This is a genomic window from Planktothrix sp. (assembly GCF_046067725.1).
Classification (GTDB): Bacteria; Cyanobacteriota; Cyanobacteriia; order Cyanobacteriales; family Microcoleaceae; genus Planktothrix.
The window spans coordinates 14,104-29,117 of the sequence record NZ_JBJUDF010000341.1; the positions used below are offsets into that span (position 1 = coordinate 14,104).

At 38.2% G+C, this 15,014-nt stretch carries 13 protein-coding genes; 3 read left to right on the top strand and 10 right to left on the bottom strand.

The features are described 5' to 3' along the window. Nucleotides 1-40: 40 nt before the first annotated feature. Both ACKPEB_RS21215 and pgsA read left to right on the top strand, forming a co-directional pair. Nucleotides 41-1,897, top strand: a complete 1,857-nt coding sequence (locus tag ACKPEB_RS21215) for a hypothetical protein (RefSeq protein ID WP_408967001.1) — start codon at nucleotides 41-43, stop codon at nucleotides 1,895-1,897. A 289-nt stretch (nucleotides 1,898-2,186) separates the two neighbouring features. After that, on the top strand, nucleotides 2,187-2,708 hold the full coding sequence (gene pgsA / locus ACKPEB_RS21220) for a CDP-diacylglycerol--glycerol-3-phosphate 3-phosphatidyltransferase (RefSeq protein ID WP_408967002.1): 522 nt from the start codon (nucleotides 2,187-2,189) through the stop codon (nucleotides 2,706-2,708). Here the strand turns inward: pgsA and ACKPEB_RS21225 are convergent. The 3 genes from ACKPEB_RS21225 to ACKPEB_RS21235 form a co-directional block, all read right to left on the bottom strand. After that, nucleotides 2,685-4,862, bottom strand: a complete 2,178-nt coding sequence (locus tag ACKPEB_RS21225) for a tetratricopeptide repeat protein (RefSeq protein WP_408967003.1) — start codon at nucleotides 4,860-4,862, stop codon at nucleotides 2,685-2,687. The two genes, pgsA and ACKPEB_RS21225, sit on opposite strands and share 24 nt — an antisense overlap. 115 nt (nucleotides 4,863-4,977) lie before the next feature. Beyond that, the gene (locus tag ACKPEB_RS21230) at nucleotides 4,978-5,397 is read right to left on the bottom strand and encodes a hypothetical protein (protein ID WP_408967004.1); all 420 of its coding nucleotides are present in this window, start codon (nucleotides 5,395-5,397) and stop codon (nucleotides 4,978-4,980) included. A 176-nt stretch (nucleotides 5,398-5,573) separates the two neighbouring features. Then, the gene (locus ACKPEB_RS21235) at nucleotides 5,574-7,298 is read right to left on the bottom strand and encodes a CTP synthase (protein WP_408967005.1); all 1,725 of its coding nucleotides are present in this window, start codon (nucleotides 7,296-7,298) and stop codon (nucleotides 5,574-5,576) included. Nucleotides 7,299-7,655: 357 nt separating this feature from the next. Here ACKPEB_RS21235 and ACKPEB_RS21240 point away from each other — a divergent pair, with 357 nt between their 5' ends. Then, nucleotides 7,656-8,234 carry a DUF4347 domain-containing protein gene (locus tag ACKPEB_RS21240; RefSeq protein WP_408967006.1) on the top strand — a complete coding sequence of 193 codons (579 nt, stop codon included), beginning with the start codon at nucleotides 7,656-7,658 and terminating at the stop codon, nucleotides 8,232-8,234. A gap of 257 nt (nucleotides 8,235-8,491) precedes the next feature. Here the strand turns inward: ACKPEB_RS21240 and ACKPEB_RS21245 are convergent, their stop codons facing one another. The 7 genes from ACKPEB_RS21245 to ACKPEB_RS21275 form a co-directional block, all read right to left on the bottom strand. Further along, nucleotides 8,492-9,271 (bottom strand): amino acid ABC transporter ATP-binding protein, encoded by a 780-nt coding sequence (locus ACKPEB_RS21245; RefSeq protein ID WP_408967007.1) that lies wholly within the window; start codon nucleotides 9,269-9,271, stop codon nucleotides 8,492-8,494. A 91-nt stretch (nucleotides 9,272-9,362) separates the two neighbouring features. After that, nucleotides 9,363-10,580, bottom strand: a complete 1,218-nt coding sequence (locus tag ACKPEB_RS21250) for an amino acid ABC transporter permease (RefSeq protein ID WP_408967008.1) — start codon at nucleotides 10,578-10,580, stop codon at nucleotides 9,363-9,365. A 42-nt stretch (nucleotides 10,581-10,622) separates the two neighbouring features. Next, nucleotides 10,623-11,786 carry an amino acid ABC transporter permease gene (locus tag ACKPEB_RS21255; RefSeq protein ID WP_408967009.1) on the bottom strand — a complete coding sequence of 388 codons (1,164 nt, stop codon included), beginning with the start codon at nucleotides 11,784-11,786 and terminating at the stop codon, nucleotides 10,623-10,625. Nucleotides 11,787-11,836: 50 nt separating this feature from the next. Beyond that, on the bottom strand, nucleotides 11,837-12,925 hold the full coding sequence (locus ACKPEB_RS21260; RefSeq protein WP_408967010.1) for an amino acid ABC transporter substrate-binding protein: 1,089 nt from the start codon (nucleotides 12,923-12,925) through the stop codon (nucleotides 11,837-11,839). A 241-nt stretch (nucleotides 12,926-13,166) separates the two neighbouring features. Then, on the bottom strand, nucleotides 13,167-13,397 hold the full coding sequence (locus tag ACKPEB_RS21265) for a hypothetical protein (protein ID WP_408967011.1): 231 nt from the start codon (nucleotides 13,395-13,397) through the stop codon (nucleotides 13,167-13,169). A 270-nt stretch (nucleotides 13,398-13,667) separates the two neighbouring features. Next, nucleotides 13,668-14,567, bottom strand: coding sequence for a lipid kinase (locus ACKPEB_RS21270; RefSeq protein WP_408967012.1), 900 nt, complete (start codon nucleotides 14,565-14,567; stop codon nucleotides 13,668-13,670). Between the two features lie 8 nt (nucleotides 14,568-14,575). Beyond that, a partial coding sequence (locus tag ACKPEB_RS21275) for a tetratricopeptide repeat protein (RefSeq protein WP_408967013.1) occupies nucleotides 14,576-15,014 on the bottom strand: 439 nt, incomplete at its 5' end.

A 15,014-nucleotide genomic window follows, 5' to 3' on the forward strand; every position in this document is an offset into this window, starting at 1 on the left:
TAATGGAAGAGTTCACGAGTTATAAGCGGATATTCTAGCAATGGTAAGTTATCATTCATCGGGTTTAACTCAAGGGTTGGAAACGGATCTTTCCGCTTTACAATCTTTAAGACAATCAACTCAATGGTATTTAGGGATTGATTTGGGAACTACCGGATTATCTGCGGCTTTATTCCATCGGGACACTCAAAAAGTTTATCCGATTTATTGGCAAGCTGAACCTACGGAATTGTCAGAAATTGAAGAATTTCCCTTTACATTTCGTCTTCCTTGTCAAGTGTATTATTTAGATTCTCAGGAGGATCATTTAACGACTAGATTACGCAATTTTAAATCTTTATTAAATTTAGGAATTCCCTATTACTCTTCTCAAGAGTCTTCTGGGTTAGTGGGGGTTCCTATGATTCAGTGGTCACAACAACAATCGATTTTTTTGGGAGAATTTCAAGAAGCGTGGACGGCTTTATTATCAACCTTAAATCCTAGTCGAATATTACAGGGTCAGTGTATTCCCCGATTAACAGAAACAAAGCGAGAAAGTCGTCCCAGTATCGCCTTACCGAATATTTATCGTTTGGGTGCTGTCGGACTCGATGGTGACGAATTTCAAAAGGCGTTAATGGGATTAGGAGGAATTATTTTAGGGTGTCCGTCAGGAGCAACAGACGCCTATCGATTTAATCTTCGAGAAGCGATATTATCGGCGGGACTTGTATCTCATCCTGAACAAATTTTTATGATTGAGGATGCGATCGCAACTTTATTATATCAATTTCACCTCAGTCCTCCAGAAACAAACAGCACAATTTTAATTCTGAATATTGGCGCGACAACAACTGAAATTGCTGTTGCTACTTTACCCCAGGATTTAAGTCAGTTTACCTCTTCTCAGGTCGTTTGTCATCATTTAGCTTATGGAGGAGATGCGTTAAATCAAGATATTATTTCTCAATTATTGCTAACTTCTGAGCGTTCATCCTTTCAAGATTTTGAGAGTTCTGATTGGGTGTTTCCTCAACCCGGACATCCTGATTTAGAAAAACGTTATCGGTTTCAACAAAAGTTACAAAGTTCAGAAACAGGTTTAAAGTTATTAGAATTGGCAGAAATTTTAAAATTTAAACTTCAGCAAAATGATCATGAAATGGTAATATTTAATGGGGATTCGTGGCTGATTTTAAAACAAGATTTAGAACAAAAGATTTTTAATCCCTGGGTACAAGAATTAAATCGAGAGTTAAATCATCTTTTTAGTCATCATGGTATTTCTTCCGTTGGGATTCATCAAGCCATTTGTACAGGAGGAAATGGAACTTGGCCGACTTTTAGCCGTTGGTTAAGGCAAAAATTACCTAATGCGTTGATTACTCAAGATAGTCCTAGAAATCAAGAGAATCCAGATAATAATTATTCCCATTGTAGTCGATTAGCGTGGGGTTTATCGGTTTTGCCTGTTTATTTTCAAGTCTTGGATGTGTCTCGACATCAATATAGTGATTATTTTCTTCTGGCTGAACTTTTACGGGTGTTTGAAGAACAACCTTTATCGCTCATAGAAGTTAATCAATTGCTGGAAAAAAGGGGGATTAATACTCGTTGCTGTCAAGCTCGAATTATGAGGATTTTAAACGGTCAATTCCCTCATGGTTTAATACCTTCAACCTCTGAAACGGTTTGGTTAACTCAGGAGTCTCAAAATAATCCTGATTACCAAGCATTACTGGAAGGGTCTTTATTTTATCAAGATGTAGATGGTAATTATTTTATTAGTTTAGATCAAGCTGATATGACTCGGAAATATTTAAGCTTGTTAACCCAAAATTCACATCAAACTTGGGAAGAACCTCAATCTCTGCTCACGAATGTAGACGGATTAAGAATTATGAATTATGAATGATGAATCGGGAATAGGAAGATTGATGAGTCCTGGCTCTGTTATTATCTGTAGCAAAGGTTTAAGGATTGCATATTACCTGTTAAAATCAACTATAGCAAGTCTAAATCGGTTGTCATCACCTCTATGACTCAAACCCTTACCGTAGGGGCAATTCATGAATTGCCCCTACCCTAAATCAAATCGGATTGCTATATATAATACTACCCATGATGGGTTAGGATATTTTTTAATCCTGAAACCCTTTCACTTCTTACTGTTTCCTTGTGCTAAGTGCTATAATTACTAATTTATGAATTTACCCACTTGGATTACGTTTTCTCGTTTATTAGGTGTTCCGTTTTTATTATATTTTTTGCATGATCCAACTGTCACTTATCGTTGGATTTGTTTAGGTATTTTTTTAGTTGTAGCTAGTACGGATTGGTTAGATGGATATTTAGCACGTAAACTCAATCAAGTCACAGATTTAGGGAAGTTTCTTGACCCTTTAGTAGATAAATTATTAATTTTTGCACCTTTATTAGCCTTCATTGAATTAGGACAAATTCCGGCTTGGAGCGTTTTTTTAATTTTAGCACGGGAACTCACCATTGCTGGTTGGCGAGTGAATCAAACTCAAATTTCCGGTGCAAATATTTGGGGTAAATTAAAAACTGTGAGTCAAATTATAGCGATCGCTTTTCTAATCGCACCGTTACCCGAAGTTTGGCAACTTCCAACCTTAATTTTATTTTGGGTTGCGGTGGGATTAACGTTGATTTCCGGTTTAATTTATTTAATTCCTCAATCACAAAATACTGGGAAAGGTTAAATCAGGATTGACATTAACATCTTGAATTTGTTTCTCAGCTTGTTCTTTAGCTGCTTTTGCTTCTGAATAATCGGGTCGATATTGTAAGGCTTTTTCATAGGATAAAATAGCTTCTGGATATTTTTGTAAATTCACAAAAGCATTTCCTCGACTATACCAAGATTCTGCATGATTGATCTGTTGATTAATTCCCTGATCATAGGATGCGATCGCCTCTTGATAACGACCTAAATGATATAAAACGTTTCCTCGATTATACCATACTAAATAATCATTTTTTTGAATCTCTAAGGCTTTATTATAGGCAGTTAAGGCTTCTTCGTAGCGTTTGAGTTGATGCAATGACCATCCTAAACTATACCAAGCTTGATAATAATTGGGTTGAATTTTAACAGCCTGTCGGAAGGATTGAACCGCTTCTTTTTCTTTTTTTTGTTGAAGGAATCCATTTCCTTGACTATAGAAGGCTTGAGAAAAATTTGGATTAAAACGAATTGCTTTATCGTAGGATTCTATGGCATCATCATAGCGTTTGAGTTGCATTAAAACATTGCCTCGATGATACCAAGCATTCGGTTCATTAATTTTAACGTCTACGGCTTGATTATAAGCTTTAAACGCTTGTTCATAATCTTCTAAATCATGATAAGCTCTCCCCATTTTATAGAAAGCTTCAAACGAAGAAGGAACCCGATCTACAACTTCTTGATAGGATTCTATGGCTTCTTCATAGCGTTTAAAATTAAGTAAAACATCTCCTTTTCCTAACCAAGCCTCAATCATCTCAGAATTTTGTTGAATTGCTTCTTCAAAAGCCGTTAAAGCATCAGAATAATTTTGTAACGCCTTGAGAACTTTTCCTCGACCAATCCATGCTTCCGTATCATTAGGGTCAATTTGAATCGCCTTATCATAGGCTTCTTGAGCTTGTGAATATTGTTCTAATTGATATAAAATTTTTGCTTTTTCTTTCCAAACTTCTCGATAATCGGGTTTTAAATTTAGGGCTTGATCATATCGTTTTAACGCTTCTGGATAACGATTTAATTGAGAAAGGGTTTTCCCTTGTTCATAAAGATCCGTTGCATTATAGGATTTGAAAGAATACCATAAATACATCCCGCTTCCTGTTGCTAATCCGATGAAACTTAAGATGGTTAAAAGGGTGAGATAAAATTGAGGTTTTGTTGGTTTAATTTTTAACGGTTTAAGCGAAGATTGTAGGGCAGGAATAGTGGCAACTGGTGATTGATTTAAGCTTTGAATTGCATTTAAAGCTTCCGTTGCTGAGGCATATCGTTCTCGGAAATCATAACGCACCATTTTATTTAAAACTTCAGCCAATTCTGGAGTAACTGTAACTTGATTTTGCCAAATCATTTCTTCTGTATCTGGATCGGTGGGTAATTGATGAGGGAGAATTCCAGTCAGTGCTTGAATTCCTATCATCCCAACGGCATAAATATCACTACTGGGTTTAGGATTTCCCCTAGCTTGTTCACTCGGCATATAACCGGGTGTGCCAATTGCTACGCTAACATGACTGTGATCGGGAGTGTTTAACATTTGGGTCGTAATTTGTTTAACCGCCCCAAAATCAATTAATACTAACTGATTATCTTTTTTACGTCGAATAATATTTTTAGGACTAATATCTCGATGAATAACATTTTGTTGATGAACAAAATCTAATATAGTTAAAATATCCTGTAATAAAATAATTGTTTCCGCTTCATTAAAGCGTCCTTTCGGAAGATTGGATAAAACTTGAGTGGTACTGGAATGAATGGAGGGGGTTGCAGAAGGTTGAGTAGGTTGGGAAAGGGGGGAATTGCAAATTAATTCTTGAGTTAAATCATGACCTTCAATAAACTCTTGAACCAGATAAAATTCTTGATCTTCTTCAAAAAAAGCAAATAATCGCGGAATATTCTCGTGATGTCCTAAGCGATATAAAACTTGAGCTTCGGTTTCAAATAAACGTCGAGCAATTTGTAGGGTTGTGGGGTTAGTGACTTGGGGTTTGAGTTGTTTAACCACACATTGATGGCGATCTGGAAGTTGCAGATCTTCTGCGAGATAGGTACGTGCAAATCCTCCACCCCCCAAGGATTGCAAAATGCGATAGCGTCCGCCTAGTGTGGTTCCCAGCATATTCTTAGATGATGATTACCCGTTGGCTTATTTTAACTGATTACTTTCCTGATTGATTATAAACTTCAGGTTTTTTGAGAGTCTGGCTGGAGTTTCGATCTCCTTCGGTTGAATATTAGGGCAAAGAATATCCTGTTTGCTGATTAATAAAATCTAAAACTTTAGAATAAGCCTCGCTATTGGTTTGAGGGTTAATAATAATGGATTCTTGGCTATCAGGAAGCCAAAACAGAATACGTTGACTGGAATCACAAACGAAGGTCGTTAAGCGATTGAGATCAATAATATATTCATGACGATCATAAACAATTTGAATCCAATAATTGTTAATTCGATGAATTGTAATTCTTTTAATATAAGCTAAAATATCTTCATAATTGTTAGGATCATTGTTATAATTAATGATAATTTGTTTGCCATTATTGGGCAACCAAAATGTAATTCTTTTGTTCAACCCCGATGCAAACGCACTAATACTATCCAGATCAATTAGATATGTTTCTCGATCATAATTTATTTTGATCCAGTAAGCCACAAGACCTCCTCAGACCGCTTGCTTTGTCAATCAATCTGATCAACAGACTCCGAGGAAAATACTCACTCACCCATCTTCGGTGATCATAAAATCAGGGTTGATCGGGTGAGTTAAAATTTCCCTTGGGATTAGAAATTGATGCCCCTAGTCTTTTTTTCCCAACTCAATTAATAATTTTAGGATACTTCAGCCGGAGAATTAAATAGGGAAGTGGAACCTAACTCGGTGGGGTTTAACAGCCCCTTACTGGGTTCAGTCGTTAGGGTTGGCGTTTTTTTTAATAAGTGGGTTGTCGCTTCAACAAATCCTTGAAATAGAGGGTGAGGGTGATTGGGTCGAGACTGGAATTCGGGATGAAATTGGGTGGCGACAAAGAAAGGATGATTGGGAAGTTCAATAATTTCGACTAAACGACCATCGGGAGAAGTTCCACTAATGGTATAGCCCGATTCTAAGAATAATGTCCGGTAGGCATTATTGAATTCATAACGATGACGATGGCGTTCATAAACCACTTCCTTTTGATACAGTTTAAACGCTAAAGTATCGGGTTGTAAACGGCAGGGATATAATCCTAACCGCATGGTTCCCCCTAAGTCTACAACGTCTTGCTGTTCAGGTAATAAATGAATCACAGGATTGGGGGTTTCTGGATCAAATTCTGCACTATGAGCTCGTTCAAGTCTCGCTAAATGACGAGCCCATTCTATGACTGAACATTGCATTCCTAAACATAATCCTAAAAAGGGGATTTTTTGTTCTCGTGCATATTCAATAGCTGCAATTTTACCATCGGTTCCTCGTTGTCCAAAGCCTCCGGGTACGACAATGCCTTGCACAGTTTTGAGATAATTTTCGGCACTATTGGCTTCAATATCTTCCGAGTTAATCCACTCTAAATTTAATTCTGCACCCACTTGAATTGCCGCATGACGAAGGGCTTCAACCACCGATAAATAGGCATCAGTTAACTGTACATATTTGCCAACAATGGCAATTTTAATTTTAGGATGATCGAGGGTTCGTTTTGTATTTAAATCTCGATGATATAGTCGATCAACTAAGGTTTGCCATGCGGTTAAATCGGGTTTTCGTTCCTGTAATTGTAACAATTTTAAGGTTTGTTCGGCTAGTCCTTCTTGCTCTAAAAATAAGGGAACTTCATAGATACTATTGGCATCTTGTGAAGTAATTACACAATCCGGTTCTACATCACAAAATCCGGCTATTTTTTCTTTAATTCCTCTGGGAATTTGGCGATCGCAACGACAGACTAAAATATCTGGTTGAATTCCTATTGAACGTAATTCTTTAACAGAATGTTGGGTAGGTTTGGTTTTCATTTCTCCCGACGTACCAATCCAAGGAATTAAAGTAACGTGCAGATAAATCACATTTTTGCGTCCAACATCCTTACGAAATTGACGAATTGCTTCTAAAAAAGGCAAGGATTCAATATCACCAACGGTTCCTCCGACTTCCGTAATCACAACATCTGGATTGGTATTTTTTGCAACCCGATGAATGCGTTGTTTACATTCATTGGTAATATGAGGAATCACTTGTACCGTTCCTCCGTGATAGTCTCCCCGACGTTCTTTATTAATGACCGCTTGATAAATTCCTCCGGCGGTGACACTATTAAGGCGAGACATGGAGGTATCGGTGAAGCGTTCATAATGTCCCAAATCTAAGTCAGTTTCTGCACCATCTTCGGTGACGAAAACTTCCCCATGTTGGAAAGGGCTCATGGTTCCAGGGTCAACATTAATATAAGGATCAAGCTTAAGAATAGAAACAGAATAGTCACGGGACTTGAGGAGGCGTCCTAAACTGGCGGCAACAATTCCTTTGCCAATACTAGAGACAACGCCACCCGTGATAAAAACAAACTTAGTCATAAAAATTACCTGACTGGCTCTCATACTTGATCAATTGTGCCATAAACGCTTCCCAAAATTGAGACTCACTCACCCCTTCAACGACTCTTATCGCTTTAGTTCATATCAAGTCTGACTCAATTATTGTATAAATTTTTCAAGAAAATAGAAGAAAAAACAGATAGATGAACCGTTTAATCTAATCAATAGCCTTGCTCAAAGACTGGATGAAGAACCCGGAACAAAAATCTTTTAAATTGGGTCAAAAAATGCTATACTGAATTATTATAATTCGCTACTAACCGGTTGGAACTTAATAAGATTGCTCCCGATTTTATTTGTCCATTGAGTCATCTTTATCCAAAAAATCGAGCTAGTATGACTATTTTCACCTCTTTACTTCATTTAGGATTAGATTTCATCACTGTCACAAATTCACAGAAAGTTTTTCCTTGTTCTGAACCAGTGAAAGAAATTTTATTTCTGGATACAACGGTAACAGATTATCAGCATCTTTTATCAGTAATTAGACCCAAAATTTACCCCCTGTTGTTGAAGGGTGAAACCGATGGAATTTTTCAACTCACTGACCATCTGAGTCAGTTTAAAAATTTAGAAGCGATTCATTTAGTTTGTTATGGTAGCCCTGGAGAAATTTATCTTGGCAATACTCGCTTAAATTTATCGAATTTATCGGTTTATCTTCCCTCTTTTCAACAGTGGTCAAACGCATTAAATCCCCAGGCAGATTTATTAATTTATAGTTGTGAAGTGGCTGAAGGTTGGCAAGGAAAAGCTTTTGTGAAAGCGTTAAGCCAAATTACTCAAACTTCTGTAGCGGCGACAACTGAAAAACTCGGTCAAGGGGATTGGGATTTTCCCTTTAAAACGGGAGAAATTAAAACTGAACTGGCTTTTCAACCGCAAGTTTTAAGCACCTATCATCACCACTTATAATTTTAACCCGGATTTAAGTACAGATTTGGGAAGTTTTGGTGAACTTGGAGATGCAACAACCTTAACAATTACCTTTGATGCTAATAACACATAAATTTTACCATTAATAATGGCGGATTACAAGTTTAAACCCAAGGTCAAACCTTAGCAATATTAACAGGAACTTTAGCAATTAATCAAAGTGATTTTGTTCTAGTTTCCTAAACGATAATCAGGGGTGAGTGGAGACGTGAAAGGTTGCGCCTCCACAGCAACCCTTAAAGAATTTGAGAGAGAAATTTTTGAGTTCGTTCTTCTTGAGGATGATTAAAAAATTCTTCCGGTGTTCCTTCTTCGACTAAAAGTCCATCCGCCATTAATACAATTCGATCCGCTACTTCCCGTGCAAAACCAACTTCATGGGTGACACAAACCATCGTCATTCCTGACTCTGCTAAGGTTCGCATTACGTCTAAAACTTCCCGCACCATTTCCGGGTCTAAAGCGGAAGTCGGTTCATCAAATAACATAATTTTAGGCTGCATCGCTAAGGCTCTAGCGATCGCAACTCGTTGTTGTTGACCCCCCGATAATTGACCCGGATATTTTTTAGCTTGCTCTAAAATTCCCACCCGTTCTAATAATTGTAATGCCACTTCTTCCGCTTTTGCTTGAGGCCAACGTCTTACCCAAATCGGAGCTAACGTTACATTTTGTAAAATACTTAAATGGGGAAATAAATTAAATTGTTGAAACACCATTCCCACTTCTTTACGAATTTCTTCAATATTTTTTAAATCATGGGATAAGTTAATTCCATCAATAATAATACTACCTTGTTGAAATTCTTCTAACGCATTAAATGTCCGAATAAACGTCGATTTTCCCGAACCTGATGGCCCCATAATTACCACAACTTCCCCCCGTCTGACGGAAAGGCTGACCCCCCTGAGAACATGAAAATGATTGCTATACCACTTATGCACATCGGTCGCCAGAATTGCATAATCTTCCGTTGTCGCTTGAACTGAGTTGGTATTGGGTTGTATTTGTGTCATGGCTTTAAGTTGGGTGAGTGGTCAAGGGATTAAGTTTGTTATCTATTGTATGCTGTCTATCCCTTTAGGTTTGTTAATTGTGAACATCGGTTTATTTATGTTCCGTATTCAACTGTTTTTCTAATTTTTGACTCGCCACAGACATTCCATAACAAAATATCCAGTAGAGAATACCAATAAACAGGTAAACTTCTAAATAACGTCCGAGAAACTTCGGGTTTGCTAAAATCGAGCGACTCATTCCCAATAATTCGACTAATCCCACAATTGACAATAAAGTTGTATCTTGAAATAAACTAATAAATTGACCCACAATGGCAGGAATTGAAATCTTTAACGCTTGGGGTAAGATAATTAAACCGATGGTTAATGGTGTATTTAATCCTAATGCTTTAGCCGCTTCAGTTTGACCTGTGGGAATGGCTTGTAACCCGCCTCGAATATTTTCCGCTAAATAAGCTGAACTAAACATGGTTAATCCAATAATAGCCCGTAAAACTCGGTCGGGTCGGACTTGATCGGGAAGAAACAAAGGAAGTAAAACTTGCCCCATAAAGAGAATTGTAATTAAAGGTAATCCTCGGATAACTTCAATATAAATCGTTGATAAAATTCGGATAATCGGTAAACTGCTTTGTCGTCCTAATGCTAATATAATCCCCAGAGGAAAGGACAATAAAATACTAACAATTGACATGAGTAAAGTTAACATCAACCCGCCCCAAAGGTTAGTTTGGACGACTTTTAATCCGAGTCCGCCTCCAATTAACCAAACACAAATAATTAATAATAAAAACCAAGAAAACGGCAACCATTTTCCAATTAAAGGTACATAATTTCCAACTATTTTACCGCCCCAAGCTTCTGCAACTAACAATAATAAGAGTCCGACTAAAAGGAATCGAAAAACAATAGGAACAGGAGTAATAACGGCTAAAACACCCAAAAAACCAATAGTAATTAAACTTTTTTTATCAAATAACGTTGTTGAATTCCGAGCTAAAAATCCCCAGGTCATGCCCGATAAAATAGCAATCATTCCTAAAATAACCCATAATCGCCAATATTGATCACTGGGAAATCGCCCCACAAAAAATAAAGGTAAATTAGCGGGAATTACATTCCATTTCGCCACCGTAAATGCCCAAGAAATCAACCTTTTTAACATGAATAATAATAAGGCACTAATTCCCAGGGTTAGCAGGGTATTATACCAACTGTTAAACAGATTTTTTTGTAACCATTCTTTGGCGTTAAGTTTGATGATCTCAGGAGGTTGATGAGATGGCGTTGATGATGCAGAAGTCATGGTTAAAAATAGATATTGATGGTTGACAATTAAAACTCTAATTTATCGTTCTCGTAATTGAACAGTGCGATTCAGTTGGTTCATTCCTAAAGAAATTAATAAATTAATGCTGAGATAAGTTCCCATAATAATCAACATTACTTCAATAGCTCTTCCAGTTTGATTAAAGGTAGTATTCGCAACATTATAAACATCTGCATAGGCAACAGCGATCGCTAAACTAGAGTTTTTTGCTAAGTTCAAATATTGACTATTTAAAGGCGGAATAATTACCCGTAACGCTTGGGGGAAAACAACTAACTGCATCACTAAACTGGATTTTAACCCCAAAGATCGAGCCGCTTCCCATTGACCTTTCGGGACAGATTGAATTCCTGATCTGACAATTTCAGCAATATAAGCCGCCGTATAAACCACTAAACCGACTAAAAGGGTTGTAAATTCAATTGTTAATCGTAATCCTCCTTCAATATTATTAGTCGTGGGATTAAAAATCGGACGTTGCCAATTTAATCCGACCGTTAATGTTAATAAAGCGATCGCTCCAATCATGACTAAGGTAATGAGTTGGGATTGTCCTGATTCTCCTTTTTCTACTATCACTTTTGTGCGTTTTTTCCACATAATAAAAGCTGCGATCGCACAAATAATTAAAACCCCTAATCCTATTATTCCTTGAATTCCTGACGGCCAAGGCATAAAAATTCCTTGTTTAGATAAGAAAATTGAGTTTAAAACCCTTAAACTTTCTTTAACCGGAGGAAGTTGAACAAACACCCCATACCAAAACACAAGCTGTAATAATAATGGCGTATTTCTAACCATTTCTACATAAATAAAAGATAACTGACGTAAAAGCCAATTATCAGAAAAACGAGCCAGACCAATGGTAATTCCTAAGATCGTTGTCAGGATAATTCCAAAAAACATCACCCGCAAAGAATTCAATAATCCCGCTAATAAAACTCTACTATAGGGATCACTCGGATTATAAGGAATTAAACTATCGAGAATATTAAATCCCGCCGATGTATTTAAAAAATCAAAGCCAAAATTACTTCCGGTTTGTCTCAGATTTCGAGTTAGATTTCCCCCTAAAAGTGCGAAAACACTAACCACAATCACAATCACTAAAACCTGTAATGCAATCCGCCAAAATCGGTCATCTCGCCAAAGCGGAATGTTCTGCTTTCCGTTATTCACCATATCAATTATTAGTAAACTGTTCCCTGTTCCCTGTTCCCTGTTCCCTGATTTTATCGGAAAGGTGGAGAATACATTAAACCTCCATTTGTCCACAGGGAATTTTGTCCACGAGGAAGTTTAAATTGTGAACCTTCACCGAGGTTTCGTTCATAAACTTCACCATAATTCCCAACTGCTTTAATCGCATTGGCGGCAAAATCATTACTTAATCCCATCCCTTTACCGAGGTCGCCTTCTGTTCCTAGAAATCGTTTAATATTGGGGTTATCGCTAGTTTTGAGTTGATCAACATTCGATTGATTCACCCCTAATTCTTCCGCTTCAATTAACGCATAAGTTGTCCATTTAACGGTATCAAACCAAGCCGAATCATTATTAATGGTGACAGGGCCAAGGGGTTCTTTGGACATGGTAACATCCAAAAGAATATGTTCATCGGGATTGGGGAGGGTACTGCGACGAGCCACCAGTTGAGATTTATCAGACGTCATCCCTTGACAACGACCTTCAGCGTAAGCCGCATAAGCGGGGTCAGCTTGTTGAAAAGTAACGGTTTCAAACTGAACACCCCGTTGACGCATCGCATCGGTTAAGTTAAGTTCCGTTGTCGTTCCCGCTTCCACACAAACGGCTTTTCCTTGTAAATCTTCTAATTTCGTAATGCCACTATCTTGACGCACCATCATGCCCTGACCATCGTAAAATGTAGTTGGGGCAAATTCTAAGCCCACAGAGGTATCACGGCTAATTGTCCAGGTGGTATTACGAGAAAGCATATCCACTTCTCCGGCTTTTAAGGCTTCAAACCGTTCTGTAGAATCCAAATTCCGAAATTCAACGGCATTCGGATCACCGAAAACGGCTGCTGCGACGGCTTTACAGATATCTACATCTAAGCCGGAATATTCGCCACTTTCATTAACAAAGCTAAATCCAGGGATTTTCCCATCAACCCCACAGATGAGCTTTCCACGCTGCTTAATAATATCTAGGCGGCTTTGACTTGTTCCCCCAGCCGCAGGTGCTGAGGTTCCCCCTGGAGAAGCTGTATTCGTGTTAGTAGGAGTGGATGACTCACAAGCTGTTAGAGATGCAACTAACAGAAAGGTTGCTACTAGCAAAGAACCGCATTTGTGCATAGTTTTATATTGCTCGTGTATGGATTAGGCAAGTTTATAGCTCTAAAGGTGTTCAGGTGATTGACTCCCCCGGAGTTCACTCGAACGCTTTAAGCTTACCTTAATGTGGGAATTTTCTATGCAATTTTTTGAGCCAAATTTAATCAGGTAGAGGGATTAAGATCATCACAGTTTTCTGTCAACTCCTGGGATAGGATGACCTTAAATAGCCTCGAACCGAAACCAATCAAACCCATAAGGTTTAAGCGGAAGCTTCTCCAGATAACCGTGCTTCTGCCATATCCCGAATCAGAGAAATGCGAGAGCAAATGTAATCTGTTAATAAATCAGCTTCTTTGCCATTAATGGCCGCTTCCTTATTGAACTGTTTGAGCAAACACTGGACAAGACTGGCATCATCAAGAGTAACCAGAGTGGATGCTTGAGTCTTTTCAACCAGTGACCAAAGTTGACGAAGCATTGTAGGAGTCATAAAACCTCCGATGGATGCAGTTTTGTCAGTTTCTATACAGAAAATAACGGTGTTCTTGTGATTAAGAAAGTCGTTCCTCCCGTTCAAGGCGAGAAGACTTAATACTTTCTTTAAATTTCAAGAATAACCAAGTTTACTGTAATTGGACGGAAAAAAACACAAGATGTCACAACAGTTACAACTCTCTTAATGTAGTGAATTAAATCTTGACAAATTGCGGAGTGTATAGTAAAGATTTGATAATTTTGTTGTCAATTCCAGTATTAACTTCTACTTCGGCTGGGGAACTACCACTGTTAAAGCTTGGGGAATCACCCGAAAATGGGCGGGAGTCCAGGCTGTAATTTCTCCGTCGGTATTAATCGGATAGGGTTTCGTGGTATAAATCTCAATATCTGAACCACAGATGGCTCTAACCCCTAATTCTTCTCGATGTTTTCCGGTTTTCAGTGTGAACCAAACAAACGGAATTTGCCACCAATGTTTGATTTCTAAACTGTACAAATCTAAACGTTGATCATCAATGGTGGCATCGTGGGCAATCGGCATCCCGCCCCCATAATATTTGCCATTGCCAACGGCAATTTGTAAGGTTTTGACCCGTTGCATCTGACTGTCTACTTGAATTAAAGCATGAAACGGTCGAGCCGTGAATGTAGCTTGAATGGCAGCCCACACATAAGCTAACACCCCCCAACGTTGTTTGGATTGTTTGGTGAGTTTACGAGTAATATTCACACTCAAGCCTAAACTCGCCACATTAAAGAAGTGTTTGCCATTCACCCAACCTAAATCAATCTTTTGTTGATGGCCACTGGCAATAATTTGACAAGCTTCACTTATGGAGGGAGGAATGCCTAACGTCCGTGCTAAATCATTAGCCGTTCCCAAGGGTAAGATAGCTAAAGGTAAACCAATTTCTACGAGTCCATCCACCGCCGCATTGAGAGTTCCATCCCCACCCCCAACAATGACAAAATCTACTTGATGTTGATACCGTTGAAGCATTGAAGTCAATTCCTGGGGATGAGGAGATTCTTGAATAATATCAAACCCCAAAGCCTGAAGTTGATCAACGGCTTGCGATAAATTCTTCTGCGCTTGGCGAGCATGGGGATTCACCAAAAGTAAAGCCGTTTTAGGATAGGCAGGTTGGGGAAAAATCGCCATATCAGTAATTAAGCGACTTCTGTGGGGATACCGACCCGTTTGCGTAAAGATTCAGCCCGACGTTTAGCTGTTTGATTATTGGGGTCGATGCTTAAGGTTTGTTCGTAGGCTTCTAAGGCTTGAGCGGTGAGCTTTTTCTTTTCATAAGCATAACCTAAATTATTAGAAGCAGTGGGATAGTTGGGATTTAATTTTAAGGCTTCTTTATATTGACGAATCGCAATATCATACTGTTCTTTAGCTAGATGAGCATATCCCAAGGCATTATAAATCATCGCTAAGTTTTGGGGTTCTTCATTTTCCGCGACTTTTAAGGCTTTTTGCAGAACAGTAACCGCTTGGGAGTAGAGTTTTTTATCATTATAAATACTCCCTAATTGATAGTATTCCTGGGCTGTCCCTTGTTCTTTTGCTAATTTACTTTGTAAATCAAACAGGGTGGTTTCT

What these genes read in the sequence shown, in the direction of transcription:
- ACKPEB_RS21225 (WP_408967003.1), bottom strand. Translation starts at nt 4,862, where the DNA reads ATGCTGGGAACCACACTAGGCGGACGCTATCGCATTTTGCAATCCTTG.
- ACKPEB_RS21255 (WP_408967009.1), bottom strand. Translation starts at nt 11,786, where the DNA reads ATGGTGAATAACGGAAAGCAGAACATTCCGCTTTGGCGAGATGACCGA.
- pgsA (WP_408967002.1), top strand. Translation starts at nt 2,187, where the DNA reads ATGAATTTACCCACTTGGATTACGTTTTCTCGTTTATTAGGTGTTCCG.
- ACKPEB_RS21265 (WP_408967011.1), bottom strand. Translation starts at nt 13,397, where the DNA reads ATGACTCCTACAATGCTTCGTCAACTTTGGTCACTGGTTGAAAAGACT.
- ACKPEB_RS21235 (WP_408967005.1), bottom strand. Translation starts at nt 7,298, where the DNA reads ATGACTAAGTTTGTTTTTATCACGGGTGGCGTTGTCTCTAGTATTGGC.
- ACKPEB_RS21240 (WP_408967006.1), top strand. Translation starts at nt 7,656, where the DNA reads ATGACTATTTTCACCTCTTTACTTCATTTAGGATTAGATTTCATCACT.
- ACKPEB_RS21270 (WP_408967012.1), bottom strand. Translation starts at nt 14,567, where the DNA reads ATGGCGATTTTTCCCCAACCTGCCTATCCTAAAACGGCTTTACTTTTG.
- ACKPEB_RS21260 (WP_408967010.1), bottom strand. Translation starts at nt 12,925, where the DNA reads ATGCACAAATGCGGTTCTTTGCTAGTAGCAACCTTTCTGTTAGTTGCA.
- ACKPEB_RS21245 (WP_408967007.1), bottom strand. Translation starts at nt 9,271, where the DNA reads ATGACACAAATACAACCCAATACCAACTCAGTTCAAGCGACAACGGAA.
- ACKPEB_RS21250 (WP_408967008.1), bottom strand. Translation starts at nt 10,580, where the DNA reads ATGACTTCTGCATCATCAACGCCATCTCATCAACCTCCTGAGATCATC.
- ACKPEB_RS21215 (WP_408967001.1), top strand. Translation starts at nt 41, where the DNA reads ATGGTAAGTTATCATTCATCGGGTTTAACTCAAGGGTTGGAAACGGAT.